Source organism: Rahnella bonaserana (assembly GCF_019049675.1).
Lineage (GTDB): Bacteria > Pseudomonadota > Gammaproteobacteria > Enterobacterales > Enterobacteriaceae > Rahnella > Rahnella bonaserana.
Genome location: NZ_JAFMOW010000064.1, coordinates 272,961 through 298,832, shown reverse-complemented (window position 1 = coordinate 298,832; position 25,872 = coordinate 272,961). Strand labels below are relative to the sequence as shown.

Genomic DNA, 25,872 nt, shown 5'->3' with positions numbered 1-25,872 from the left:
GATGAATCATAAACACCGTCGCGAAAGGATGTTTGAAACGGGTGATATCCGTCTGCTGATGCTGCATTTTTTACAGCAACGTTCAGCTCACGGTTATGAACTGATCAAAGCCATCGAAGAACTCTCTAAAGGCGAATACACGCCGAGCGCCAGTATTATTTATCCGAACCTGACGTTCCTGGAAGAACAGGGTCTGGTAACGGCAAATCAGGAAGAGGGCGGCAAGAAACAATATTCGATTACGCCGGAAGGCACGCAGTCGCTGGCAGAGCAGGGTGATTTGCTCGGTTCAGTAAGGGAAAAACTGCATTCACTGGCGATTTTATCGAATAACCGCAGTATTCCGGAAATGCAGCGGGCGATTAACAATATGCGCATGGCGCTCAATTTGCGGCTGGCGAAAGGTCCGATCGGGCAGGAAACGCTGTATAAAATCACCGATGCGTTAGACCGCGCGACCAAAGAAATTGAGCGCAGCTGAGCCGTGTCACAGAAAGTTAAAAGCCTCCGGCCGGAGGCTTTTACATTCAGGAAATATAACAGGAAAATCAGTTCTCTTCAGGCCACGGGGTTAAGATTTCATAACCTGTTTTCGTCACCGCAATCATATGTTCCCATTGCGCGGATAACGAATGATCTTTAGTCACCACCGTCCAGCCGTCAGGCAGCACTTTGTTCTGCTTTTTACCGGCGTTAAGCATCGGTTCGATGGTGAATAACATGCCTTCCTGCAACACCAGTCCGCGACCTTTTTCGCCGTAATGCAGCACCTGCGGATCTTCGTGGTAGCCCATACCGATGCCGTGACCGCAATACTCTTCCACGATGGAAAACCCTTCGCGTTTCGCAACAGCAGCAATGGCATAACCCACATCTCCGAGGGTTGCGCCGGGACGCACCACTTCGATACCGGCCATCATCGCTTCAAAGGTGGTATCCACCAGGCGGCGCGCCATAATGCCCGGCTCACCGGCGTAATACATGCGGCTGGTGTCGCCGTACCAGCCATCTTTGATCAGCGCCACGTCGATGTTCACAATGTCGCCTTTCTTCAGGGCTTTATCGGAGGGAATACCGTGGCAAATCACATGGTTGACGGAGGTGCAGGTGGTTTTCTGATAGCCGTGATAACCGATATTTGCCGGGATCGCCTGTAATTCGTTGACGATAAAATCGTGGCAGATGCGGTCCAGTTCATTGGTCGTGACACCCGGCACCACGTAAGGCGTGATCATATGCAGCACCCGCGCTGCCAGTTTACCGGCGATACGCGCTTTATCGATGCCTTCCGGCGTTTTGACCATGCGGTTATTGTTGACGAAATATCGGCTGTCTAAACCATTATTCATTGCTTGCCTTCCTGTGTGTGCCGCCGACATTTAACAGCGTGCGGATACTTCCGGTGTTTTCTTCAGATTCCATGCTGCAACGCACCAGCAATTGTGAAATCTCGCTGTGCGTCATGTCCGGATGAGTTTCCATCAGCATGCCGATTTTCATCCAGTGCTCGGCCTGCGCGTTGATGGAACGCGTATACGCCAGACTGGCGATACGCAGATTCTCATGCATCAGTTCTGAAATTTTGATGATACCCATCGGGCGTCCTCAGTAGTATACGAATCATATATGTTTTATATACTACGCAGGTCGCAGCGGATTTTCCAATAAAAAAACCTCCGCTGAACAGACGGAGGCTTTTTCGCTACATGAACGGGTTGAGTGGAGCTTACTGACCCGAGGACTCTTTTTTCATCGCATCTTTTGACATGTTGTCTTTGGACATAGAGTCTTTAGACATGCTGTCTTTCTTCATATGATCTTTCGACATGCAGTCTTTGCCCATGCTGTCTTTCGCCATGGAATCTTTACTCATGCTGTCTTTTTTCATGCAGTCTTTCGACATATGGCCCATGGTATCTTTCTTCGCCATTGCGTCAGCAGCATAAGTGGTGCTCACAGCGCCCATCATCAGACAAGCAGACATCATCATTACGGTTAACTTTTTCATGGTAAATCCTTCTTTTAGGTTTTGAGATACAAAGGTTGTTGTCGATCGTGTTCAGCTTCCGCCGAACCAGTTGTAGCCCTGATCTTCCCAGTAGCCACCGGTGAACTTGTTGGTTATTTCAATCACTTCGATATGCTTCGGATTCTTATAGCCGAGTTTGGTTGGCATTCTGAGCTTCATCGGGAAGCCGTATTTACGCGGTAAAATCTGTCCGTCATAAGTCAGCGTCAGCAGGGTTTGCGGATGCAGTGCCGTCGCCATATCAATGCTGGTGTAATACTGATCTGCGCATTTAAAACTGACGTATTCCGCCGTGAGATCGGCCCCGATCAGGCGCAGAAAATCACCGAACGGCACGCCGCCCCATTTGCCAATTGCACTCCAGCCTTCGACACAAATGTGGCGTGTGACCTGGCTGACCTGCGCCATTTTGTACAGCGCCGGTAATGACCATTCGCGTTTATCCAGCGCCAGACCGGCGATTTTCAGGCGATAAGCGTTACCGTCGACTTCCGGTGCATCGTCTTCGGCGTAAAAAGCGTTAAACGGAAACGGACGGGTGATCATCGATTCGGCATACACCGGCGCCAGGCGCGTCGAGCCAAACAGCCAGCCCTGCACGCGGTCGTTAAAGCCGGAGATTTTGCCTAGTGCGTTTTCGACGCTGGCGTTATCGCTGATGTCGCAACCGGTCAGCATCGCGACGCCGCCGAGCGTCAGCCCGCGTTGTAAAAACAGGCGGCGGGAGGGCGCATCCAGTTCGCGGATAATCTGTTTTTTCGCTTCCTGTAAAATGGCTTCGCTGTCGGAAGGGCTGAAAATCTGGCTGATCGTTTTTTTAACGAGGTTTTTCATCATGTCTTCCTTAACGTCCGCGGATCATGGCAATCAGGGTTTTCGGCACCAGTGCCACCATCACGATATGCAGCACCACAAATCCCACCAGTGAAGCCATCGCCAGAAAATGCACATAACGCGCCGTATCAAAGCCGCCCATCAGTTCACGCAGCAGCGGAAATTGCACGGATTTCCATACCACCAGCCCGGAAAGCACCAGCACGATGCCGTCGAACATCACGAACACATACGCCGCGCGCTGCACCATGTTGTAGTGACGTAAATCGTCGTGTTTCAGCTTGCCGCGCACGGCAGCCAGTAAATCGTTGAAGATGCCGCGCGGCGTCAGAGGCCAGAATTTTCGTTTCATGCGGCCGGTAAAAATATTCATCAGCAGATAAAACAGGCCGTTAAATCCAAACAGCCACATACCGGCGAAATGCCACTGAATGCCGCCACCGAGCCAGCCACCAAGTGTGACCGTTGGCGGGAAATCAAAATTAAACAGCGGTGAGGCGTTATAAATCTGCCAGCCGCTGGTGACCATAATCAGCACGGCCAGCGCGTTCAGCCAGTGCGTCAGACGCAGCCATAACGGATGCACGATGGCGGGTTTTTGTTTTGCCTGATCGGGTAAATCCGTGTGTATTGTCATGTTGTCATCCGGCTGTCCGTCCTGTGATGAAGCGAGTATTGAGCGGATTTGTTCCCCGATACCTCACGCAAAGTTAAATAAAATGTGATAACTCGCGGGCGGTTGCTTGTGTAGACTCAAACCATTGGGGAACACCACGTTTTGGGATGACATATGGATAAGACGAAGAAGATCCTGATCGTTGAAGATGACGGGGATATCGCAGAACTGCTCAGCCTGCATCTGCGTGATGAGGGTTATGAAATTACGCACGCCGCAGACGGTAATCTGGGCGTGGCGCATCTGGAAAAGGGTGGCTGGGACGCGCTGATCCTCGATCTGATGCTGCCGGGTGTAGACGGTCTGGAAATTTGCCGCCGTGCGCGCAACATGACGCGTTATACGCCGATCATTATTATCAGCGCACGTTCCAGCGAAGTGCATCGGGTGCTCGGGCTGGAACTGGGCGCGGACGATTATCTGGCGAAACCTTTCTCCATGCTGGAACTGGTGGCGCGGGTCAAAGCGCTGTTCCGGCGGCAGGAAGCGATGAGTCGCAATATGAAAATGGACGCCGGAACCCTGAGTTTTTCCGGGCTGGTGATCGACCCGATTGCGCGCGAAGTGATGCTCAGTCAGCAGCCCGTAGAACTGACGCCGCGCGAGTTTGATCTGCTGTACTTCTTTGCCAAAAATCCCGGCAAAGTGTTCTCGCGTCTCAGTCTGTTAAATCAGGTCTGGGGCTACGAACACGAAGGGTATGAGCATACGGTGAACACCCATATCAACCGGCTGCGCATCAAGATAGAAGCTAATCCGGCCGAGCCGGAACGCATTCTGACCGTGTGGGGAAAAGGCTATAAGTTCGTGTCTTCTGCTGAAGATGCGCAAGGGTAAATCATGAAAAATCTCACGCTGGCACAAAGACTGACTCTGGTATTTACGGTGTTACTGATCGCCTGCTGCGCGCTGTCCGGCTATATGCAGGTGCGCTCCAGCAACCAGTACAGCCAGTCGGTGATCCAGCGGCTGTCGGCCAATCTGGCGACACAGATTGCGGCGAATAATCCGCTGCTCAGCCAGGGCGACTGGGATCCGAAAGCAGTGCACACCCTGTTCGATCAGCTGATGGCGGTGAATCCCAGCGTGGAGGTTTATCTGCTGGATAAAGACGGCAATATTGTCGGCAATGCCGCTCCTGCTGGCAGATTGCAACAAAAGCGCATCGATCTCGCACCGGTTAACGCGCTGCTGCATGGCGCGAAGATGCCGGTGTATGGCGATAATCCGCGCGACCCACATACTCCGCAGGTCTTCAGCGTCGCGCCGTTGCTGGTCAACGGAAAAACTCAGGGTTACGTGTACATCGTTCTGCTCGGCGATGCTTACACCGCGCTGACCAGTGATGCGCAATATCAGTCGGCGATATCTCTGGCGCTGCGCTCGATGGGGCTGGTGGCGCTGTTTGGTTTGCTGGCCGGTGCGCTGGCGTTCCGCTGGGTGACGCGTCCGGTGCGAAAACTCACGGCGCAAATTGCCGGGCTTGATACCGGCGGCATGGATGCCATTCAGGCGCTGGCAAAAACGGATGCACCGGCCGGAGCCGCACGTGATGAAGTCACGCAACTGCAACAGGCATTTGTCGGGCTGGCAAAACGTATCGACCAGCAATGGCAAAACCTGATGGTGCAGGATCAGCAACGGCGTGAATTTATCGCCAATATTTCTCATGACCTGCGTACGCCGCTGACATCGTTGCACGGTTATCTGGAAACGCTGTCGGTCAAATCAGATCATCTGAGCAATGAAGATCGCCAGCGTTATCTGAATATTGCCCTGACGCAGAGTAAAAAAGTCGGGCGTCTGGCGCAGGAATTATTTGAACTGGCGCGGCTGGAATACGGCGTGGTGAAACCGCAGAAAGAGCCTTTCTCGCTGAGTGAACTGGTGCAAGATGTTTTCCAGAAATTTGAACTGGCAACAGAAACACGCGGACAAAAATTACTGGCGGATATCACACCGGGTATTCCGCTGGTGAATGCCGATCTCGGCATGATTGAACGGGTGCTGACCAACCTGCTGGATAACGCCATCCGCTTCACGCCGGAAGGCGGGACGATCGAAATTAAACTGTGGCCGCGCGAAGGGCAGGTGATGGTGCAACTGAAAGACAGCGGTCCGGGCATTGCGCCGGAGCTGAAAGACAGCCTGTTTGTACGTCCGTCGATACTCAGTACCAACAAACACCGCGCAGGCGGGCTGGGGCTGATGATTGTCCGCCGCATTCTGCAACTGCACGGCAGCGATATCCAGCTGATTGAACAGCCGAAACACGGTGCCTGTTTCCAGTTTTCTGTGCCGCTCTGAATCCTGATTATGTTTTTGTAACAGCATGAATGAGTGGACTATAATATTTCACTCTTCATGCTGACTGGACGACCAGAGATTCAGCCATACTAAGCAGGGACGACCTTGCGCGTTTTCAGGAACTATCATGGCCTGGTTCTATCTGTTTCTTGCCGGTATTTTCGAAGTGGTCTGGTCGACCGCAATGAAAGAATCCCACGGTTTCACCCGCCTTATTCCCAGTATTCTCACGGTTTTCTTCATGATCCTCAGCGTCATTTTGCTGGCGATTTCGATGAAAACCCTGCCGCTCGGCACATCTTACACTGTCTGGGTCGGTATCGGCGCTATCGGTGCCTTCATTCTCGGCGTGGTGATGTTCGGCGAAAGCCTCAACCCGCTGCGGGTGATCGCCGTGCTGCTGATTTTCTCCGGCGTGGTTTTGCTAAAAGTGGCGACGAAAGGGTAAAAGCCGGACGCTGAACACGACAAAGCCGCTCTGTAAAAGGAGCGGCTTTTGTTTATTGCTTATTGAAAAAAAGCGTCGAGAGCACCTGCTGAGAAACCGGCACCAGCCCGACTTTCAGACCAAAGGGTTTGAACAGTTTGTTGATAATATCAGGGGTATAATTTCCTTTATCATTTTCCACTTCTGACAGTGTTTTCCGCGACACGGAAACCAGTTTAGCGAAAGCATCTTGTTTTAGCCCCAGCACATTGATCCGCAGTGCTTTTAACGCTTCCCCCTGGCTTATTTCCCCGGATATCAGCGCGCGCATGATCTGAAGTCTGGCTTCATTCCTTTCATTGGCGCTGACGGGTTTCGTCAGATGAGAGACTCTGCGGCGGGTGCGTGTTTTAACAGCATGGTCCCTCTCTGCCTGGTTCGTGATTTCTGCAGTGTCGCTTTGGGTTCTCTGCGCGGCATTTTTTTTCGCCCGTATTTTCGCGATGGTGCTTTTCGCTGAATCGGCCGCAATCAGAGGTTCTTTCATAACAGCCCCCAGCGGCGCAATTTTTCGGGAATAAAACTGAAACTTATTGCGGGCATGTTCAGGATCTGTTGCGGGATACCCCGGGCAGCAAGCCGGTCTTTCAGACCTGTCAGTTGCTCAGCAGTCTCATTGAGCGCCCGGAGTAAGTTTTGTGCCGGAATGAGATCATCCAGGGTTTGCGCAATAGCGGGAAAATCATATTCACCGCCAACTTCCAGCGGCGTTTTCCATTTCGTCGTTCTGGCAATCCCTTCAGGATCGGCCTTCATGGGCGCGAAATCGTAGATCGGCGCGAGCCGGATGCTGCCTTCATCCTTGAGAAAAGAAGTATTTCGACCATGGTTATCGCTGTTGCCAAAAATAATATTGAGCAGATCCCGTCGGACCCATTCGGTAACAAACGCCGGGATATCAAAAGAAAAACCCTGCCCTGTCACCATATGGCTGCGGGAAATTTGATTAATCAATGTCCTGAGGGTTTCTTCATGATAGAGCGTGACACCGGGTGCCTTGCGCAGCAGAGAATAGACCGATTCCATCCCCAACCGCCTGACGACACCATCTTCTTCAAAGGCAATATCAAAACGTGGCAACCACAGTGACGGATAACTCAGACCTTCTTCCAGCCGCATATTGTGAGTCGGGATTGTCTCAAATCCCATCGCTTCCAGTTCATGATAGAAATGGAATTCAGCCCGCAAAATATTGCAGTCCACTTCAGTCCTTGCCCCGCGTGGATATTTGACCAGATAAGGAATATCCCGGTTGGCGGGATCACTCTGATAGGTATCGATCCAGATTTGCTGTTCCCGGTTGCAACGGAGCAGCAGTTTTGGTGCTTCCCCGCCCGCACCTGTCGCCCCCCCGGCAGCGGCACCGCGTTGCTGGGCATAATCCAGAAAGTCTCCTGCCCGGTTTATAACGTCGTCGACGGTGAAAAAGAGTTGTTCAGCAAGGGGGTTATGTTCCGGCAAGGATTCTTTAATGCGCAGGTTACCGACAGGGGACAGGGTGCCATGCTTGAGCAATACAAAATTTTGCTCATCCGGGGTCAGCCCTTCGAGGTCAAGATAGTTGGACCAATAGCGGCGGCTGGAGCCGCTGGGAATGATGTCATCGAGAAATTTCAGCCATCCGCGTTGCCCGTTATCATCGAAAAAGAGGGCGACCGGATGGTTAAGTGATACGGCGCGGTTATCGTCCCGGTCGAGGTTATCAATCGCATAATCGAAAAGATAATTAAGTTCAGTCAGGCGATAGTTGTTTTGTTCGCTGTCGGGAAAAGTGATGTTAGCAATATCCACCCACTCATTATTGAGAAAAGCCTGTAACGTTAACTGTTCCATAAGATCCCCTTTACTTATGAGTGTCATATTACTCGTTAATAAAGAATAGTCCATTTAACGTTACCTAAAGCACTCATTATTCGGATTTTTCGAATTTATTGCGTTTTATACCACTCGTTAATTTTCGCTACTCAACGACAAAGCAGCTCTGTAAAAGGAGCGGCTTTTGTTTTGAATAACAAATTTCAGCAAATTATTTGTACAACACAGCGGTACCATGAATGCGGTTCTGACCACCGGCTTCGATGATTTTATAAGAACTGGCACCGGCAGCAGCGGCTTTGGCGGCGAAAGTGGATTCCAGACCCTCTAAGGTATTGTCAGAGGCCGTTATGGTGCCGATTTCAGCCGCGAAGCTACCGAAAGAAACTGTGGTGAGTGCAGCAGCGATAACGAAAGTTTTGATAGATTTCATGATGTCATTCCTTCTCAATGTTTGTTTGGGTAAGGCCGTGTGCCTTCGATGAGAAGAAGAATAGCGCCGTGCGACCGGAAGGGATAGCGGAGTGATTTGCTTATTTTGTTCGAAAAAATTGAATTAAATGTCGGGGGCTTAAAAAGCCCCGTTTCCGGGGCATGAGATCAGAACCGTTCCCCTTCCAGGGTCGAATCACACAGCGCAAAGATCTCGCCCCAGCCTTCGCCTGAGGCCAGCAGCTGCTGAATGTGCAGCGCGACATCGCTGCGGCGCACGCGGCCGTGGGCTTCGGTTTGGATCAGATGCGCTTTGCCTGTCGCTTCGCCATTCATCAGGCCGCCGGGACGCAGGATGCACCCGTCCAGCGTGCTGGTTTGCAGCCAGCTTTCCGCCAGTGATTTTTCGCGTACGGCCTGACCGAAGGCCTGTTTTGCGCGGGCAGACAGCGTCGGCCAGCTGTCGCCGCAGCCAATTGAGGTGACCAGTAACATCTGGCGGATACCGGTTTGCTCCGCAGTATCAATGATCAACCGGTTGGCGGTGTAATCGGCGAGTTTACCGCCCAGCGTTGACACGATTTGTGCTTCACTTCCTGCCATCTTGCAGGCCTGCAAAACGTCGGCGGGATTAAGCGCATCGCCCTCAATGACGGTCACACCACGTGCGCGCAAGGTTTGCGCCTGTTCGGCGTTGCGGATAAGCGCGACCACCGGACGTTCCTGCGCCGTCAACGCCACCAGTTCAGCACCGACGCCACTGCCAGCGCCAAAAATCAGAAAAGTGTTCAAGGTTATTTCTCTCTCTCAGCCAGAGTGGCGGGAAGGGCGCGAAATGCATTCAGCTGATCGGTCAGTAATTCCCGATGGCTGTCACGCCCGACGAAAACCTTGAGCATGGCATAACCAGAAGCGCTTAAAAACCAGACACTTGCTGTGCTCATTCCCATAAACGGACGTTCCACCAGCGCAATATGCTGACAATGCGTCGCGCGGATATGCCCGCTCATGCCCTGTTTGCCGCGCAGGTTAAAATAACCGTGACGGTGTGTTCCGCTCGGTAACGGGCCGTGAAATTCGAGGATCAGATCGTCATTATTGACCAACGTCGTCACATCGCCCCATCCGGTAATGTTGTCCCATACGGCGTCGAAATGTGCCCCGGCAAACAGATAGCTCCCCGGCAGGTTCTGGATCACTTCCAGCGGGGTGATGTGGAATTCGCGGGCGATATCTTCGACGGTTCCGTCGGGCTGAGTGGCGAGAAAGTCGATCAGGGACTGAAGTTTATCCGTTGGCATGGTGGGTATTCCGTAAAGTCAGTTGTGGGATGAGGGTTTGCAGCGCCTGCAACATGTTGCTGGCCCAGAATCGTCCGGAGGGAGTGAGACTGAAGCGCGGGCCTTCGTTGTGCATCAGGCCGCACTCTTGCCATTGCTGTAACAGCGGTTCGAGCGGGAAAGGATCGGTGATGATACGGCTCAGGTCATACCGGCCCGCCTCGATGCCGCCCTGTAAATCCAGTCGCCAGCGGTGCTCACCGGTCGCCGCAGCGGTCATCATCATGATCGGTTTCTGTCCGGCGTCCATCTGCTGGTAATACATCTCCAGACTGCGTGCGGTCATGTACGATTGCCCGCCGAGATTGCCACCTGCACCGCTGCCAAAAGCAAGACAGTCCGCGCCTTTTTTGATCAGCAAATTGTACAGATTGCGTTCCCGCGTGGTGCGCGCCCAGTGACTGTTACTTATCTGATGCCAGCCATCGCGCGCCAGAAAGGCTTCGCCTTCGAGGTAAAAATCACGACGCATCGCGACATCCGGCAGAGAGACGCGTTTATTTTCCACGGCTTTGCCCAGCGGCGTGGAAGGCAGCAGGTTCAGGGCGTAAAGGTCCACGCCGTCCAGCGGTAAATCGCGGACGATCTGCAAATCCTCCCGCCAGCTTTCCGGCGTCTGTTCCGGTAATCCGAACATCAGATCGCAGACCACCGCAGCGCAGTCACGTTCCCCGAGTTTACGCAAAAACTGTATCGCTTCTTCACGGCTGGCGCGGCGTCCCATACGCTGGCGGACACGGGTATCAAAGGTCTGAATGCCGATAGAAAAACGGTTAGCACCCGCCTCCAGACAGGCGTCGATGCGTTCGTCATCGAAATTAAGGATCCGCCCTTCGACAGTGATTTCGCAATCCGGTGCCAGCGGCAAACAGCGACGCAGCGTGCTGATGATCCGGTGAAGCTGTTTTGCGCTGAGTGCGGTCGGTGTGCCGCCACCAAAGTAGACCGCGTGGACAGGCGCGGACTGAGGCAGCGGCTCAGTGGCTTCCTGTTCTATTTCCCGGATCAGGTAATCGCAGTATTGTTCTGTGGCTTCCGCTTCCAGTTTGTTCTGGTAGAACCCGCAAAATTTACAGTGCGTCGCACAAAAGGGGATATGCAGATAAACCAGACGTTTATTGGCCGGAAGCGCACGCTGACACAGCGCCTGCCACTGAGCGGGAATATCCTGCGGCGGAACCGGCTGCTGAGGCCGCCAGGGCATCACCGCCCAGCGGTCAGGGAACGGCAGCCCGTCAGCGGCAGCGTGAAAACGCGCGAGGTCTAAGCTCATTGAGTTTGTCTTCTCCTGAAGAAATCATCATTCATTTGCTGGCATTAAACGATAATGATTATCATTCGATCAAACTCAAAACGCGTTTGTGATGATCTGTATCAAGTTTAGAAAAGTAAGGGAGGGCGAGAAGAAGCAGTTCAGCGCTTCGCCTTATCCCGCCTCGGTCTGACCGCAATATCGGTAATTTGCGTGTCGTCACTGGCGTCGATCACCAGACGTACTGCCGCAGCCACTGATTCTGGCGTGCTGTATTCGCGCGGGTCGATGGCTTCAACGTTGCCCTGACTTTCGCGAGTTTTGCGATTCATCGGCGTATCTGTCGGGCCGGGCGCGACGGTGGAAACACGCACGCCGTGTTCGCTTTCCTCCTGTCGCAGCGCAACCAGGCTGTCTTTATTACGCCCGAGCGCATAAACGCGATGATCTCACGCCAGATTATGAACAACCGCCAGTCCGATACCGCTGGTACCGCCGGTGACAACTGCAACAGGGAGTGAACTCATGATGATTTCCTCAGGGTTTTTCATCAACTTATCAGCCCAGTGTCGGACGGACGATTGCGTTTATTGGATTAGCTTTTGTGCAAAAAAGAAAAGCCCCGCAGGGCGGGGCTTTGAGAGGCAGCGGTATTACTCTCCCAATTCAACCTCCACCCTGTGTTCAACGCCATCATCGTTGAGTGGGATCTTGTCACCGGCAAGTGGAGTACCGTCCAGCGTGACGCCATATTCTCCGGTACTGCGGCGGACGGTGATCAGATAACGGCTGCTGCCCTGCTGGTAGGTGACGGTGATTTCCGGCCAGTCCTGCGGAAGTTGGCTGTGGATCGAAATGGCGTCGCCGTGACGGGTGATACCGAGCAGGGATTCGGTGATCAGGCGATATGTCCAGCCAGCGGAGCCGGTGTACCAGCTCCAGCCGCCGCGCCCGCTGTGCGGATCTACCGAGTAAATATCGGCGGAAATCACGTAAGGTTCGGCTTTGTAACGGCTGACCGCCTCCGGCGTCAGACTATGATTGACCGGGTTAATCATCGACATCAATTGCCACGCGCGTTCGGTGTTGCCCTGTCTGGCGAACGCCATCACCGCCCAGATGGCCCCGTGCGTGTATTGCCCGCCGTTCTCGCGTACGCCCGGCAGATAACCGCGAATGTATCCCGGATTCGGCCCGTTGCCGTCGAAAGGCGGCGTCAGCAGTTTGATGAGGCCCGCGTCACTGTCCACCAGATATTTGTCCACCGACTGCATGGCGCTGGCGGTACGTTCCGGCGTGCCTGCGCCGGAAAGCACTGACCAGCTCTGGGCAATGGCGTCTATCTGACATTCCGCATTGACGTGCGAACCGAGCGTTTCACCGCTGTCGAAATAACCGCGCAGATACCATTCGCCGTCCCAGGCATGATCGTTGAGATTTTGTTTCAGCTTCGCCGACTGTTCGCGGCACAACGTGGCGGTGGCCGCGTCCTGACGGATTTCCGCCAGTTCGCCGTAGCGTTGCAGCACGTCATACAGGAAGAAGCCCAGCCAGACGCTTTCCCCGCGTCCGCCCAGACCGACCAGATTCATGCCGTCGTTCCAGTCGCCCGCGCCCATCAGCGGGAGGCCATGCCCGCCCATTTGCAGGCCATGTTTCAGCGCGCGTATGCCGTGCTGCCACAGGCTTTCGCGGGTTCCGCTGACCACCGGTTGTTCGTAGAAAGACTCTTCGCCCGGAGCCAGCAAGCGTGCCTCAAGATAGGGCACCTGTTCTTCTGCAATCGCGTGGTCGCCGGTTACCGCGATGTAATGACTGATCGCCAGCGGCAGCCACAAATAGTCATCGGAACAGCGGGTGCGCACGCCATTACCGGTTGGCGGATGCCACCAGTGCTGAACGTCGCCTTCAATGAACTGCCGTGACGCACACAGCAGGATCTGCTCGCGCATACGTTCCGGTGCGGCGTGAGTCAGCGCCAGCGTATCCTGCAACTGATCGCGGAAACCAAACGCGCCGCCGGACTGGTAATAACCGCTGCGCGCAAGGATCCGGCTGGCAAGGGTCTGATAAATCAGCCAGCCGTTAGTCAGCAGATCGACAGATTTGTCCGGCGTCGTTATCTGAATTTTATCCAGCACCTGATGCCAGTGGTGATGAATTCTGTCCAGTTCGGCCTGCGCAGCGCCTTCCTGGAAGAACTGATGGATTAAGGCTTCGGCCTCACCGGCGTTTTGCCCCAGACCGAGGGCGAAAATAAAGGTGCGCTGATCGCCGTCGATGAGCGTGGTCGCGGACTGAACCGCACCGCACGGATCGAGCATTGCGCCGGTTTTATCCGACAGCCGCTGATTTTTCATAGCCGCGGGCGCGGCTGCTGAACCTGTGCGACCGAGGAACTCACGACGATCGCCGCTCACCGAACAGTGCGCGCCGGTTACGGCGAAGAAGGCGGTGCGCGGGGAGCCGTTACTGGTGTAATGGTTGGTCGCCAGCACTCCGCAACCCTGAGCCACGTGTGCCGCTGAGGTGACGATATGCATGGCTGATTTGGCGCGTAAATCCGCCATTACCCATTCGGCGTAACCGGTCACTGAGAGCCTGCGTGGCCGCCCGGAAAGGTTGGTCAGCGTCAGCATAATCAGTTTCACCGGCGCATGCTCCGCCACTAATACCGTCATTTCGCTGCTGATCCCGTGTCCGGTGTGCTCGAATACGCTGTAGCCGAAGCCGTGGCGTGTCACATAGCCGCCGTTGTCACGTACCGGTAACGGTGCCGGTGACCAGACGCTGCCGGTTTCCTCATCGCGCAGATAGAATGCTTCGCCCGAGCTGTCGCTGACCGGATCGTTTTCCCACGGCGTCAGGCGGTATTCGTGGGCATTTTCAAACCACGTATAGGCCTGTCCGCTTTCTGAAATCACCGTCCCGAAACCGGCATTCGCCAGCACGTTGGACCACGGCGCAGGCGTGTTCTGGCCTTCGTTGAGCACAATCTGATATTCACGTCCGTCCGGCGAGAAACCACCCAGCCCGTTGAAACAACTCAGGTCGCGCGGCGGTGCAGCAACCGGCGTATTGTCGGTGACCGTGCGTACCGGCAACAGGGCAGGCAGTGAGACGTGTGGCAATTGCATTCGCAGATTGAGCTGATCGGCAAGTGAGCCGCGGCGGTCGTCGATCACCACGCGCGCCACACTCATCAGCAGCGTGCGGTCTTCCTGCGTCAGTTGTTCGCCATTGCGGACAAAAATTCCCCCCGGAATATCGGTCTGACTGGAGCCCGCGCCGGAAGCGACCAGGCTGAGGATCTGATTTTGCAACGCCTGCTGATAGCCGCCGGAGTCATTGCATAACAACACCAGATCGACCTTCAGCCCTTTGAGACGCCAGTAGTTGTGCGCGCGGATAAGTTGCGTTACCAGCCCGATATTTTCATCGCTGGTCAGGGTGAGCAGCACGATCGGCAGATCGCCGGAAAGCGATTGTCCCCACAGCCCGGATTGCCCGCGGCGGTTGGCGGCCACGGTCTGTGCATCGCCGCGCAGTTCCTGACTGGCGAAAACCAGCGCACCGGCCAGGCGGTTATACAATCCCGCGTCATCTTCGGTGGCATTCAGCTGGCGCAGTACCACCTGACTGTGCGACCAGGCGATTTCGAATACTCGATCAGCAATATGATGGTCACGGTATTTTTCCAGCAGCATCAGGCTTTGCAGCCGTGTGTCGGAAATGCCGTACACCATATCGATAATCACCGGCACGCCCGGTTTCAGGGTAATGCGCTGGCGGATGGCCATCACCGGATCCAGCACCGCACCGGCGCTGTTAGTGAGCGATCCGCCCTGACGCAAGGCCTGCGGGCTGGCCGCGGTATTGCCGCGTCCGATAAAGGCCGACCGGTCGGTTTCGAACGACGTTTCGCGTTCGAAAGAGCCGTGGATCGCCATCATATGGAACATCCACGGACACTGTTCTTCCGGTTCGCGCGGACGGCGGTGGCACAAAATCCCTTCCTGTGCGGGCACCAGTTCGGTCTGTACAAACAGATTACTGAAGGCCGGATGCGCGGTGTCATTGGCAGCTGGCGCCAGTACCACTTCGGCATAGGTGGTGATTTCCAGTTCACGCGGACGGCGGCCATGATGCGTAACCGTCATGCGGCGGATTTCGACGTCATCCTCCGGCGAGACCACGATGTGGGTTTGCATGGTCAGCGAACCCTGTGTGCGTTTGAATTCCGCACCGAAATCGTTTAGCACCGCGTGATAGGTGCCTTTCTGTTTACCGAGCGGTTGCCAGGTATTGCTGTAGACCGCGCCGGACTCCGGATCGCTGAGATAGCAGAAAATCCCGCGGTTATCGCGCGTTGCATCTTCCCGCCAGCGGGTCAGCGTCAGGTCTTTCCAGCGGCTGACGCTGCCACCGGCCTGCGTCACCATCAGATGGTAATTCGTGTTAGACAGCAGCTGAATTTCCGGCGAGGCACTGCTGGTGTCGGTGAATTCGCGCAACTCAATGTTCACTTTTTGCAGCGTGTTGTCATGAGACTCAAAGTGGCGACGCGGGCTGTAAAGCTCGACGGCATCCGGCACCCGTTCCTGCAACAACAGGCGTGCCGACTGGAACGCGGCATTGGCGGCGAAGCGTGCGGTCATCGGCGCGCCCAGCAGCACATTGCCCAGCGCCAGGAAACCCATTCCCTGATGGTGAGCCATGTAAGAGCGCACCACGATGTAAATCTGGCCGCGGATCAGACGCGACGGGCTGTAATCCAGCGCGTCGTAAAAGCCATATTCGCCACGCGCACCGCAATGTTCCAGTACGTTGAGATTGAGACAGGCTTCCTGCGGGCGGATCATCAGCGCCATCATGGTGGCATAAGGCGCGACCACCATGTCTTCACCAAGACCGCGCTTCAGGCCCAGACCGGGCACACCGAAGGCGTGATACTGATAATTCTGATTGAGGTCAAATGCCGCATAAGCGGATTCAGAAATCCCCCACGGCACGCTGTTTTCCTTACCCCAGGCGATTTGCCGGTCAACGGCGGTCTGACACATCTGCACCAGCAGGGTGTCCGGATAGGCCGGCATCACCAGTTGTGGCATCAGGTATTCAAACATCGACCCGCTCCACGACATCAGCGACGGCTGTTTGTCGATCACGGTGAACAGGCGTCCGAGCGCAAACCAGCTTTTTTGCGGCAGCTGATTGGTGGCGATGGTGACGTAGTTGGTCAGACGGATTTCAGAAGGCAGCAGATCGTATTTCCCGCTGTCCAGTTTGTGTGCGTCGCAGTTATATCCGACGGTCAGCAGATGGGTATTTTTGTCGTACAGGAAGCGGAAATCCATCCGCGCATGGTCGTTAAGGCGCTGTTCCAGCTCGCCGATAATGTCCAGACGCTGCCGCGCCAGCCCGATAGCGCGGGAAAGCGCAGGCGCTGTACGTGCATCCTGCTGCGCCAGCCATTGCAGCGAAGGCAGCGGTGCGTTTTGCGCCTCCGGTGACAACCCGGCGTAAAAATCTGACCACGCCTGCAGACCGGCATCAAGTTGCTGCGCCAGCCGTTGCAGCCAGCCTTCTGCTGTGGCAGCGATAAGCGCACGCATCTCGCACAGGCTTAAAATACACTGCTGTGGTTTTTCGCCAGCAGCCTGTTTCAGACTTTCGCGAAGCTTTGCCACCAGCGGCGCATCTGCCGGACTTTCCGCCATATTCAGCGTATCTTCCAGCCCTTTTAGCCACGCCGGAAGATTGACGGCGGACTGCGTACGCCACAGACGCAAGCCGGTGCTCAGCGTCAGTAAATGCCCGGCCAGATTGCCGCTGTCTACACTGGAAATGTAGCGCGGATTGAGCGGCTGGAGCGTGCGTGTGTCATACCAGTTATATAAATGCCCGCGATAATGCTCGAGTTTATCCAGCGTATCCAGCGTCAGCATAGTGCGTTCCAGCACTTCGCCCTGCGTGAGATAACCAAAATCCCACGCGGTAATATTGGCCAGCAGAGACAGCCCGATGTTGGTCGGCGAGGTGCGGTGGGCAATCACCGGCTGGGGGATTTCCTGGAAGTTATCCGGTGGCAGCCAGTTTTCAGTTTCGTTAACGAAGACTTCAAAGAAGGACCAGGTCTGGCGGGCAGCCTGACGCAGGTAAATCTGTTGCCGGGCGTCCAGATCGGGTGCCTGGCGGCGGGCGGGCTGACTCAGCCAGCACAGAATACGCGGCGCGATAAACCACAGCACGCCAAGCGGAACGGCAAAGCCCAGCAGCGGTGGATGCGCCTGTGCGGCCAGCAAAATGACCGCCACACCCGCCAGCGGATTAGCCCACATGCGGCGGTAGAAATATCCCGGCGAATGCGCACGGGATTTCGCGCTGATATTGACGCTCGCCCACTCATGTAACTTGCGATGGCTGACGCTGAGTCGCCACAGTGTCAGCAAAATCGCCTGCACCGAATAAACGGCTTCGTGCGGCAACGTCATCAGATTAAGCAACACGCGGGAAATCCGGCTGACGGTGGCCGATGCCACACTTTTCAGATGCGGAACCAGCGCCCGTCGTGGCCCTTTATTCAGCAGGTCTAACACCAGCGCCACCAGCGCCGGGAACAGCAGCATCACGGTAATAAAACCGAGCCAGTAAAGTTTGTCCGGCACCACCAGCAGCGTGGTGAAGATCAGAACCAGCAGGGCTGGCGCGACCAGACTGCGGCGCAGGTTATCGAACAGTTTCCAGCGGGAAAGCGTGGTCAGCGGATTACGGCAACGCGTCCCATCTTCCTGCGTGACATAAAACCCCAGCCAGTTAAGCAACTGCCAGTCGCCACGGATCCAGCGGGTTTTACGCGCTACGTCTGCCAGATAATGATCGGGATATTGCTCGTAAAGCACCACATCGCTGAGCATACCCGAGCGCGCGTAACAGCCTTCCAGCAGGTCGTGGCTGAGCACCAGATTTTCCGGGCAGGTATTGTCCGTGGCGCGGATGAACATATCGACGTCGTAAATACCTTTACCGACAAAAGAGCCTTCCCCGAATAGATCCTGATAGATGTCGGAAGACATCGACGAATAAGGATCGTTGCCCGGCACGCTGCTGCATAAAGCGGCGTAGCGCCCCTGACCGTTTTCCGGGATTTCCTCCGCCAGCCGTGGCTGGAGAATGGCGTAACCGGACACCACCCGATGACGCTGTTCGTCATACACAGGATGATTGAGCGGATGCGCCATTGCCGCGATCAGCTGATGAGCGGTGGCCCGCGGCAGCACGGTATCGCTGTCGAGAGTGATAACGTATTTCACCTGACGCAGATGCGCCTGCGTTCTGCCTTCGGTCAGCGAGAACGGCTCACCTTCATCGCGCAGCCAGCGGTTAAGCGCATTCAGTTTGCCGCGCTTACGCTCATACCCCATCCATACGCCTTGTTTCTCATTGAGTTCGCTGTCGCGGTGCAACAGCGTAAACAGTGCGCCCTGCGCAGAGGGATAACGGCGGTTCAGCACCTGAATTTGCTGCACGGCAAAGGCCAGCAGGGCATCGTTATCCGCATTCTGCGGATTTACGCTGTCATGAAAATCACTGAGCAGCGCGAAATTCAGGTTAGGTAACACGTTGCCGAGATAACAAACTTCAAGACTGCTGATCAGCGCCTCGATATTTTTTCGGCTGCCGAGCAGACAAGGGATCACCACCAGCGTGCTGGCCGATGCGGGAATGCCACCGGCATATTCGAGGCGCGGCAGCGGTTGCGGCGTCCGGCTGCGGGTGGTGATTTCGCTGAGCAGATTGAGCGCGAACTGGCTGGCGACCAGCACCACCGGCACCAACAAACTCCACCATAACCAGTGCATGGGCGTATGGGCGGAACGGTAGAGCGCATCAGCGGTGACGGCGGTGGTCAGCAGCAACAGGCTTCCCAGCCACGAGAGCAGCGGCGTCTGGTTGAGACGGCCACGCATGCGCGTTACCCATGAGAATCTGACATTCAGGTCTTTTTCGAGCGCCTTGCGACCGGCATCGATCAGGTAATATCCCACATGACGTTGCTGGACGGCACCGCTGGTCTGTTGCGCTAAGGCAACCGCGCGGCTGGCAACAAAGGCTTCATCGTGGCGGGAATTTCGCGAAAGGCGTTCAATCTGATGGCGGTAATTGTCACGGGTATCGAAGTGCATGGAGGCGTAAATGCCAGCGGGATCTTCATGCAGAATCTTCTCCACCACGCTGAGATTTTCAGCGAAATCCGCCCAGTCCATTTCGGTCAGCTGACGTAATCCCATAATGCTGTTGCTGACTGAAAGCTGGTTGGCCGCCAGTTGCTGATTAAATTTGTCGATCACTTCCCGCTGCGTCAGGCCGACTTCACTGAGACGCTGCTCTACCCAGGTCAGCGGCAGCGCCAGTATTGAACCATGGCCTTGCAGGCGGCGCACCAGTTCGGCGACAAACGCGCTGGTGCGCGGTGGATTGCTGCGCGCCATATCGGCAATCACGATGATCTGACTGGCCGGATCGTTCTCGGCGCTGTCCTGCAATTTATTGACCCAAAAATCGGCCAGATTGCGTTCCTGCTGGGCATTTGCCACTTCTATGCTGACCCGGCGCAGGTTTTCTATCAGCGCCAGGCGCAGCATTCCCGGAAACGCCCATAACTCGCCGAGCGTCAGCGGTCGCACACTCTGATAGGTGGAGAGAAAACGGGTGAGCGTGGTGATGTCCCAGAGTCCGTCGCTGTGGCTGACGACTTCGGTGGCGATGTCATAAATGCGCGGGCAAAAATGCGGTGCGCCCAGTGAGGGCAGGCCTTTGCCGAAGTTTTTCGGCAGCAACTGGCGAACGACGCGGATCTGTTCTTCGATCAGATAAAAGTTGTCGAGCAGCCATTCTCCGGCGGGCGTGATACTGGCTTTCTCGCCATTACTGAGGATAAGGCAACTGCGGGTCAGGACTTTTTCATTATCGTCGAGACGTTTAAGTAAGTAGTAGGGCAGTTTCTTACCGGAAAGCTTATGCGAGAGGGCAAGCTTACCGCCAAAACGTTCCATTTGATCCGCTGAGAAGAGCTCGGCGCGGATAGGCGCGGGATTTTCCAGCGCGCTGGCCCGATGACGTCGGGTAATGACCGGAGCAGGAGGTGATCTTTTACTTTTAAACCAGTTAATCACAGCATTTTTCACGTCGACATACCTTACGCGAACCCGAAAAGGCAGTTGCCTGGGCTGCGATAAGAGTTCACACGAAAAGAGTAGTGGGCAGAGGGCAGGGAGGCAGATCGAATTTGTCGCCGGGCGGGCGTCTCCCCTGAGCTTAGTCTCTTTTATGGTATAGCGTGGGTTTAGTTTCCAAAGTTGCTTACGGAGAGTTCGCTGCAGACGTAGGGCACAGGGGCATAATGTCGATGCTTATCAATAGTAAACCGATGGTGAAGTTTGGATTGGATTAGGTAAATTTCCCTGGCGTACATGTAAATTTTTTAACGATAAGTGAAAATGGGGAGAGCCCCCCATTTTCTTATGAACGTTCGTTCCATTCATCGGTGTATTTAATATTGCCGTCAATGCAGTGCCAGGTGATTTTGCTGTACATCATTGACAATGACTCCATGTGATTAATCTGCGAGTTGCCAGATATTTTAACGTTCGGCATTCCCGGATTTACACCAGTAATCTTCACACCTTCTATCGTCATAATAAAATAAACCTCTTCGCGTCCGGCATCATTAATGCGATACCAGCGGATCTCAGCAGATTTTAATGTTTGCCCTTTAGCGACAGCCTTATACAAATAAGGACTCGACGAATCGAATTCCTTTTCAAACATCATTGGCGAATGAGTTCTTGTTCCGGTAATGCTGCCAGTGCGACCATCAACCGGAATATTCAGACCGTGGCTGAAACCGATGATCTCAATACTTCCTTCACGCCCTGCAACATCTGATGAACCTTTAATAGCGGAACCGGCATCATCATAGAGCCACATATAAGCAGGTATTGGCATTGTTATAATTCTCGTTAACGAAAGGGAGTCCCACGTTATGCCCATCCCCCCATCGGTGCAATTAGCGAATGTCGTAAGAGAATGAATTTTCAGAATTTTGTTACCCATTTATGCATTCTAAGTGCCTATTTTTTACGGTTTGATTCCTGTAGTGTCATCCCTTAAATTGAATTTACGAAAGGTAGTTTCATGGCTATCCAAGGAAAGTTTGTCATTAATGATGCGGATTACTGCCCCTTGATGATGTTTGGAGTAGGTACTTTTATGGCTTATTCCGGAAGAGATGCGTATCGCAACAGGGCAAGTTGTATTGGAATTCCGGATCTGGGGCCGATTCCACATGGGCGCTATCATATTGTTAAACGAGTAACAGGTGGAGTGAAAGGTGTTGTAAGGGCTGATCTTCGTGATTCTTATTCTTGGTTTACGCCTACCCCAGTTATCAAGGCGGAGTGGTTTGCCCTTTATCGGGACGATGGTTCAATAGATGATAAAACCTGGATAGAAGGAGTTGAGCGTGGTAATTTTCGCCTGCATCCCCCCGGTCCGCTAGGAATTTCTTTAGGATGTATCACCCTTCAGCATCGCAGTGATTTTATGGCTATTCGTCAGGCTTTGATGTCTACCCGGCAGACAGAATTAGCTAATGGTTTAATGAGTTACGGAACGATAGAGGTGATCCTAAATGGGCAGGCGTCGTGTGGCAACGGGATTTAGAATTTTAATCGGCGTGGGGATTTACATTCTGGTTTTTCTTACTCTGCGGCCATCATCCCCAGTGACTAAAGAACAATATGCTTTTTGGAATGATACTGCCGCTCTATTTGGAGAACCGGATGTTGAAGGCTTTATCGGATGGGCGCTATTACTCATTTGTCCTGCTATCACTATTATTTTCTATCAGGTGATCGTCAGGATTTTACACAGGCATCTTAACAAACCTGATAAGTGATGAACCTGTGGGCACGATCAAAGCAGCAAGAATAAAATCGCCGCGCATTTTCAAGATTTTCCCCTTCCTCCCTCTCCCATGCTCTGCTGTGTAAAATAATGCTTTTCGTTGTCATTGTTTTCTCTCAGGTTGTGTTTATCAACTACACTTTGGACACCCCTACAGCGCCAGATAAAAGAGCGCATAATAAATAACGAGAAAACATCATGATCATTTCTGCATCAACGGACTATCGCGCTGCGGCAAAAAGTAAACTGCCGCCATTCCTTTTTCATTACATCGACGGTGGCGCTTATAACGAGCACACGCTGCGTCGTAACACCGCCGATCTGGCCGATATCGCCCTGCGCCAGCGCATCCTGAAAAACATGTCGGATCTGAGTCTGGAAACTGAGCTGTTTGGCGAAAAGCTGGCGATGCCGGTGGTGCTGGCTCCGGTCGGGCTGACCGGCATGTATGCGCGCCGTGGCGAAGTTCAGGCCGCCCGCGCCGCAGCCAAAAAAGGCATTCCGTTCACGCTTTCCACCGTTTCGGTCTGCCCGATTGAAGAAGTCGCACCGGCCATTGACCGCCCGATGTGGTTCCAGCTTTACGTGCTCAAAGACCGTGGATTTATGCGCAATGCACTGGAACGCGCTCAGGCCGCAGGCGTCAAAACGCTGGTTTTTACCGTGGATATGCCGGTGCCAGGCGCACGTTATCGCGACGCGCATTCCGGGATGAGTGGCCCGAACGCTGCCGCCCGCCGCATATTACAGGCGGTGATGCATCCGCAATGGGCCTGGGATGTGGGTCTGAACGGCAAACCGCACGATCTCGGGAATGTCTCAGCTTATCGCGGTAAACCGACCACGCTGGAAGATTATATCGGCTGGCTGGGGGCCAACTTCGACCCGTCAATTTCATGGAAAGATTTAGAATGGATCCGCGAGTTCTGGAAAGGCCCGATGATTATCAAAGGCATTCTGGATCCGGAAGACGCGAAAGACGCGGTGAAATTTGGTGCAGACGGCATCGTGGTGTCTAACCACGGCGGCCGCCAGCTCGACGGCGTGCTTTCCACCGCGCACGCATTGCCTGCCATCGCCGACGCGGTCAAAGGCGACATCACTATTCTTGCCGACTCCGGCATCCGCACCGGTCTGGACGTAGTGCGCATGATCGCCCTTGGCGCAGACAGCGTATTACTGGGCAGGGCGTTTGTGTACGCGCTGGCGGCGGCGGGCGAGGCGGGTGTCATCAATCTGCTGAACCTGATCGAGAAAGAAATGCGCGTGGCGATGACACTGACCGGCGCGAAAACCATTGCTGAAATCAGTGGGGAATCGCTGGTGTACGGGCGCGATCAGGTGCGTCGTGCAACGCTGTAAAAAAGCATAGCTTGGCTTCTGACTCAACCCGCGCCCGGTTTCATTACCCACGTCATCCCCGTTTCATCCCACGGGTCTCTGGCATCGGGATAGGGTGGCCCGGATCATGCCCCTGCGAAGGGGCAGGTGGGGAGTAGGTTTTAAGGACGAACCGATGGCCAAAGCAGACATCAACTTCTTGATTTTTCTGTAATAGCCCACCCCAACCCTCCGCTTCGCAGGGGAGGGAGTTGTCCGATTCTTGTACACAGGCCAGCAGTTGTTCTGTTGTTATCGCCGCAACAGACTCTTCATTCAATTCTGGCGCAATCGCAAACTCCCTCAGCCATTGCTGCCTTGCCGCTTCCAGCCTGTCGGCAGGCCTGACTCGCAGCGACTCCCTCAGCGCGGCGCGCTTCTCCTCCAGCGCCTGCGGGGTGATGCTGTGAATCATGGCAGGGACCTTTGCGATAAACGCATCGATAAATCCCAGCAAGGTTTCGGCGTCAAAGGCCGGTGACTGCAACGCAAACAAAATGCCGGCCTGGCGCGCGGTCTGGTGGAAACGGCAACTGACCACATAACCAATATTCTTTTCAACACGGTATTGCTGGAAGAATAGTGGCTCAAGAAAGGACGCCAGAATCTGCGTGGCGGCCAGACATACGGCGGTGTTTTCCGTCAGCGGCCTGAATACCAGTACCGCCGTATCGTCACCGGCGGTAATGAATTCATGTAACTTTTCTGACGACCCGCTGATCACTTCCGGCAATTTCGCCAGCAGCGTACGGATCGCAATCTCTGACTCTGACTTGCGTTGCTCCTGTTCAAAAAGCCGTCCGCCCTGCGTCAGCGCTATAACAGATGGCGAGCGCAACAGCGCAAGGGCGGTGGAGAGCGTGCGTGTTACCCATTCCTGCGGCCCGCTGAGCTGCAATAATCCGTTGCCCTGAACATGGGTAAAGACCAGCGAATGGCCTTCATGAGCAGATTTCGCACAAAGAGCCCGCAGACAGGCACGGGCGATACAGGCCTGATGTAAGGTCAGTAGCGCGCCGGTCGTATGCACCTTTCCGTCTGTTTTGTGCGCAATCCCACTGGATGAGAGATGAAAAGTAAAAGATGAATTTGTGACGTTGTCACTTATTATCTTCCACTCAGCGAAACTCACCGGCAGGCAGAACCCCTGAGCGGGTGTGTTTTGCCCCTGAACATCCGGCGCAATCCACAGCCGCGTCATGTTTTGCGGATGCAACTCAGAGAGCAAGTTCTGCCAGCCGTTTTGCGCGGCCGGCGGAAAATCTAACGTGCGGAAACGCAACTGATCCAGCGGCGTTAAGCGGCTGAAATCACGCTGTGCGAGGGCGACATAATGTTGCAGATGTTCCGCACTTAAATCCCGGATCTGTTGCAGCCACTGGCGGAACGTCGTTTCGATTCGGGCACGGATTGCTGAGGTAGCCTCGCAGACGAGAAATTCAATACTGAGAATATCGCCACTGCCGGACGCGTACGGCAGCGAAACCCGCACATCATCGGCGAGCGCCTGAGCTCGCAGTGTGTCAAGCAAACTGTCCGGCGCTTCGTCTGTCAGTAACTGGCGCAACAGGGTCAGCGCGGGGCAAGGTGTGACCGGGAATGAAAAACGCAGCCGTGGGGAACCCTCCAGACGCAGCTGAAGATAGCGTTTGTGTTGAAGCGTCAGGGGCTGATCGGCAGAAGGTTGAAAACTGCGTCCCTTTGCAAAAACATGGCCGTAACGTTCTGCCAGCGCAGTCAGTTCTGTGAAAGATTGCGGGCCCTGCAGCCACAGCGTGAGATGGTCCGTGGTGAAGAATTGCTGATGATAGCGTGCCAGCGCCTGTTGCAGCGCGGGGATGTCTTCACCGAAACTTATCCGGTTACCGACGTGAAAATCGTGCAGCCGTGCCGGAGCGCTAAACGCCAGGCTCAGCGCCGCATCGCAAAGCGAGTCTGTGTGGCCGGTCAGCATGTTGTATTCGGCATCAATGACAGACACTTCCTGCCTGACCGCATCCTCTGCCAGCAGCGGTTGCGCCAGCATATCCACCATCCGCGCCAGCCCGGCTTCGAACTTTGCCGGTGTCATGTCGAAAAACCATGCCATGGCATTCGCGTGCGTAGTGGCGTTGAGTTTTGCGCCTTCCGCCTGCGCCCACGTCATCAGCCGCTCATCGCCCTGAAACTCGCGGCTTCCGGCAAACACGACGTGCTCGAACAGATGTGCCAGACCGGGAAACTCCGGCGGTTCGTGATGACTTCCGGCATTGAGATGAATCAGCGCGGCAGCACGCGAGGCCTGCGGGTCGTGAAGTATGTTAACCCGCAGGCCGTTAGCCAGCGTCAGTGACTGCACATCGGCCAGCATCA

The 25,872-nt window shown here is 54.7% G+C and carries 22 protein-coding genes; 7 read left to right on the top strand and 15 right to left on the bottom strand.

All coding sequences use genetic code 11. From position 1 onward, the window contains the following. Position 1 precedes the first annotated feature (1 nt). The gene (locus J1778_RS15425; protein ID WP_217173915.1) at positions 2 to 481 is read left to right on the top strand and encodes a PadR family transcriptional regulator; all 480 of its coding nucleotides are present in this window, start codon (positions 2 to 4) and stop codon (positions 479 to 481) included. 67 nt (positions 482 to 548) lie between these two features. Here the strand turns inward: J1778_RS15425 and map are convergent, their stop codons facing one another. The 5 genes from map to J1778_RS15400 form a co-directional block, all read right to left on the bottom strand. Further along, positions 549 to 1,304, bottom strand: coding sequence for a type I methionyl aminopeptidase (gene map, locus J1778_RS15420; RefSeq protein ID WP_420804086.1), 756 nt, complete (start codon positions 1,302 to 1,304; stop codon positions 549 to 551). Between the two features lie 37 nt (positions 1,305 to 1,341). Continuing rightward, complete coding sequence (locus J1778_RS15415) at positions 1,342 to 1,596, bottom strand: ParD-like family protein (RefSeq protein ID WP_112289129.1); 255 nt, start codon at positions 1,594 to 1,596, stop codon at positions 1,342 to 1,344. A 130-nt stretch (positions 1,597 to 1,726) separates the two neighbouring features. Continuing rightward, a complete protein-coding gene (locus J1778_RS15410) occupies positions 1,727 to 2,008 on the bottom strand; it encodes a pentapeptide MXKDX repeat protein (protein ID WP_217173913.1) in 282 nt (93 codons plus the stop codon). 51 nt (positions 2,009 to 2,059) lie between these two features. Beyond that, complete coding sequence (locus tag J1778_RS15405; protein WP_217173912.1) at positions 2,060 to 2,863, bottom strand: molybdopterin-dependent oxidoreductase; 804 nt, start codon at positions 2,861 to 2,863, stop codon at positions 2,060 to 2,062. A 10-nt stretch (positions 2,864 to 2,873) separates the two neighbouring features. Next, positions 2,874 to 3,500: a cytochrome b/b6 domain-containing protein gene (locus J1778_RS15400; RefSeq protein ID WP_217173911.1), complete on the bottom strand. Its 627-nt coding sequence runs from the start codon at positions 3,498 to 3,500 to the stop codon at positions 2,874 to 2,876. Positions 3,501 to 3,653: 153 nt separating this feature from the next. Between J1778_RS15400 and J1778_RS15395 the strand changes: the two genes are divergently transcribed. The 3 genes from J1778_RS15395 (at position 3,654) to J1778_RS15385 (ending at position 6,294) form a co-directional block, all read left to right on the top strand. After that, entirely contained in the window at positions 3,654 to 4,376 is a 723-nt protein-coding gene (locus J1778_RS15395) for a response regulator transcription factor (RefSeq protein WP_120162963.1), read from the top strand. A gap of 3 nt (positions 4,377 to 4,379) precedes the next feature. Next, entirely contained in the window at positions 4,380 to 5,846 is a 1,467-nt protein-coding gene (locus tag J1778_RS15390) for a sensor histidine kinase (protein WP_217173910.1), read from the top strand. A gap of 127 nt (positions 5,847 to 5,973) precedes the next feature. Continuing rightward, the gene (locus tag J1778_RS15385) at positions 5,974 to 6,294 is read left to right on the top strand and encodes a DMT family transporter (RefSeq protein ID WP_112289135.1); all 321 of its coding nucleotides are present in this window, start codon (positions 5,974 to 5,976) and stop codon (positions 6,292 to 6,294) included. A 52-nt stretch (positions 6,295 to 6,346) separates the two neighbouring features. Here the strand turns inward: J1778_RS15385 and J1778_RS15380 are convergent, their stop codons facing one another. The 9 genes from J1778_RS15380 to J1778_RS15340 form a co-directional block, all read right to left on the bottom strand. Further along, positions 6,347 to 6,820, bottom strand: coding sequence for a helix-turn-helix transcriptional regulator (locus J1778_RS15380; protein WP_217173909.1), 474 nt, complete (start codon positions 6,818 to 6,820; stop codon positions 6,347 to 6,349). After that, entirely contained in the window at positions 6,817 to 8,166 is a 1,350-nt protein-coding gene (locus tag J1778_RS15375; RefSeq protein WP_217173977.1) for a type II toxin-antitoxin system HipA family toxin, read from the bottom strand. The genes J1778_RS15380 and J1778_RS15375 overlap by 4 nt, the downstream gene beginning before the upstream one ends. A 193-nt stretch (positions 8,167 to 8,359) precedes the next feature. Beyond that, positions 8,360 to 8,581 (bottom strand): YdgH/BhsA/McbA-like domain containing protein, encoded by a 222-nt coding sequence (locus tag J1778_RS15370; RefSeq protein WP_112289138.1) that lies wholly within the window; start codon positions 8,579 to 8,581, stop codon positions 8,360 to 8,362. Between the two features lie 167 nt (positions 8,582 to 8,748). After that, entirely contained in the window at positions 8,749 to 9,372 is a 624-nt protein-coding gene (locus J1778_RS15365; protein WP_217173908.1) for an SDR family oxidoreductase, read from the bottom strand. A gap of 2 nt (positions 9,373 to 9,374) precedes the next feature. Further along, positions 9,375 to 9,881, bottom strand: a complete 507-nt coding sequence (hutX, locus tag J1778_RS15360; RefSeq protein WP_217173907.1) for a heme utilization cystosolic carrier protein HutX — start codon at positions 9,879 to 9,881, stop codon at positions 9,375 to 9,377. Then, the gene (hutW, locus tag J1778_RS15355; RefSeq protein ID WP_217173906.1) at positions 9,868 to 11,193 is read right to left on the bottom strand and encodes a heme anaerobic degradation radical SAM methyltransferase ChuW/HutW; all 1,326 of its coding nucleotides are present in this window, start codon (positions 11,191 to 11,193) and stop codon (positions 9,868 to 9,870) included. The genes hutX and hutW overlap by 14 nt, the downstream gene beginning before the upstream one ends. A gap of 140 nt (positions 11,194 to 11,333) precedes the next feature. Continuing rightward, on the bottom strand, positions 11,334 to 11,546 hold the full coding sequence (locus J1778_RS24620) for an SDR family oxidoreductase (RefSeq protein WP_238484738.1): 213 nt from the start codon (positions 11,544 to 11,546) through the stop codon (positions 11,334 to 11,336). A 279-nt stretch (positions 11,547 to 11,825) separates the two neighbouring features. Further along, the gene (locus J1778_RS15345; RefSeq protein ID WP_420804083.1) at positions 11,826 to 20,360 is read right to left on the bottom strand and encodes a glycoside hydrolase family 94 protein; all 8,535 of its coding nucleotides are present in this window, start codon (positions 20,358 to 20,360) and stop codon (positions 11,826 to 11,828) included. Positions 20,361 to 20,694: 334 nt separating this feature from the next. Next, a complete protein-coding gene (locus J1778_RS15340; RefSeq protein WP_217173905.1) occupies positions 20,695 to 21,180 on the bottom strand; it encodes an Hcp family type VI secretion system effector in 486 nt (161 codons plus the stop codon). 189 nt (positions 21,181 to 21,369) lie between these two features. On the opposite strand from J1778_RS15340, the gene J1778_RS15335 reads away from it, so the two are divergent. From J1778_RS15335 to lldD, 3 genes are all read left to right on the top strand, one after another. Next, positions 21,370 to 21,897, top strand: a complete 528-nt coding sequence (locus tag J1778_RS15335; RefSeq protein WP_217173904.1) for a DUF2778 domain-containing protein — start codon at positions 21,370 to 21,372, stop codon at positions 21,895 to 21,897. Next, entirely contained in the window at positions 21,866 to 22,132 is a 267-nt protein-coding gene (locus tag J1778_RS15330) for a hypothetical protein (protein WP_217173903.1), read from the top strand. The genes J1778_RS15335 and J1778_RS15330 overlap by 32 nt, the downstream gene beginning before the upstream one ends. Before the next feature lie 206 nt (positions 22,133 to 22,338). Further along, entirely contained in the window at positions 22,339 to 23,502 is a 1,164-nt protein-coding gene (gene lldD, locus J1778_RS15325) for an FMN-dependent L-lactate dehydrogenase LldD (RefSeq protein ID WP_217173902.1), read from the top strand. A gap of 52 nt (positions 23,503 to 23,554) precedes the next feature. Here lldD and pqqF read toward each other — a convergent pair whose 3' ends face one another. Next, a complete protein-coding gene (gene pqqF, locus J1778_RS15320) occupies positions 23,555 to 25,870 on the bottom strand; it encodes a pyrroloquinoline quinone biosynthesis protein PqqF (protein ID WP_217173901.1) in 2,316 nt (771 codons plus the stop codon). Positions 25,871 to 25,872: the final 2 nt, after the last annotated feature.

Coding starts and splice junctions, on each gene's coding strand:
- hutW (WP_217173906.1), bottom strand. CDS start 11,193: ATGAGCTTAGACCTCGCGCGTTTTCACGCTGCCGCTGACGGGCTGCCG.
- lldD (WP_217173902.1), top strand. CDS start 22,339: ATGATCATTTCTGCATCAACGGACTATCGCGCTGCGGCAAAAAGTAAA.
- J1778_RS15405 (WP_217173912.1), bottom strand. CDS start 2,863: ATGAAAAACCTCGTTAAAAAAACGATCAGCCAGATTTTCAGCCCTTCC.
- J1778_RS15370 (WP_112289138.1), bottom strand. CDS start 8,581: ATGAAATCTATCAAAACTTTCGTTATCGCTGCTGCACTCACCACAGTT.
- J1778_RS15395 (WP_120162963.1), top strand. CDS start 3,654: ATGGATAAGACGAAGAAGATCCTGATCGTTGAAGATGACGGGGATATC.
- J1778_RS15390 (WP_217173910.1), top strand. CDS start 4,380: ATGAAAAATCTCACGCTGGCACAAAGACTGACTCTGGTATTTACGGTG.
- J1778_RS15410 (WP_217173913.1), bottom strand. CDS start 2,008: ATGAAAAAGTTAACCGTAATGATGATGTCTGCTTGTCTGATGATGGGC.
- J1778_RS15340 (WP_217173905.1), bottom strand. CDS start 21,180: ATGCCAATACCTGCTTATATGTGGCTCTATGATGATGCCGGTTCCGCT.
- J1778_RS15375 (WP_217173977.1), bottom strand. CDS start 8,166: ATGGAACAGTTAACGTTACAGGCTTTTCTCAATAATGAGTGGGTGGAT.
- J1778_RS15335 (WP_217173904.1), top strand. CDS start 21,370: ATGGCTATCCAAGGAAAGTTTGTCATTAATGATGCGGATTACTGCCCC.
- pqqF (WP_217173901.1), bottom strand. CDS start 25,870: ATGCTGGCCGATGTGCAGTCACTGACGCTGGCTAACGGCCTGCGGGTT.
- J1778_RS15400 (WP_217173911.1), bottom strand. CDS start 3,500: ATGACAATACACACGGATTTACCCGATCAGGCAAAACAAAAACCCGCC.
- J1778_RS15425 (WP_217173915.1), top strand. CDS start 2: ATGAATCATAAACACCGTCGCGAAAGGATGTTTGAAACGGGTGATATC.
- hutX (WP_217173907.1), bottom strand. CDS start 9,881: ATGCCAACGGATAAACTTCAGTCCCTGATCGACTTTCTCGCCACTCAG.
- map (WP_420804086.1), bottom strand. CDS start 1,304: ATGGTCAAAACGCCGGAAGGCATCGATAAAGCGCGTATCGCCGGTAAA.
- J1778_RS15380 (WP_217173909.1), bottom strand. CDS start 6,820: ATGAAAGAACCTCTGATTGCGGCCGATTCAGCGAAAAGCACCATCGCG.
- J1778_RS15385 (WP_112289135.1), top strand. CDS start 5,974: ATGGCCTGGTTCTATCTGTTTCTTGCCGGTATTTTCGAAGTGGTCTGG.
- J1778_RS15415 (WP_112289129.1), bottom strand. CDS start 1,596: ATGGGTATCATCAAAATTTCAGAACTGATGCATGAGAATCTGCGTATC.
- J1778_RS15330 (WP_217173903.1), top strand. CDS start 21,866: ATGGGCAGGCGTCGTGTGGCAACGGGATTTAGAATTTTAATCGGCGTG.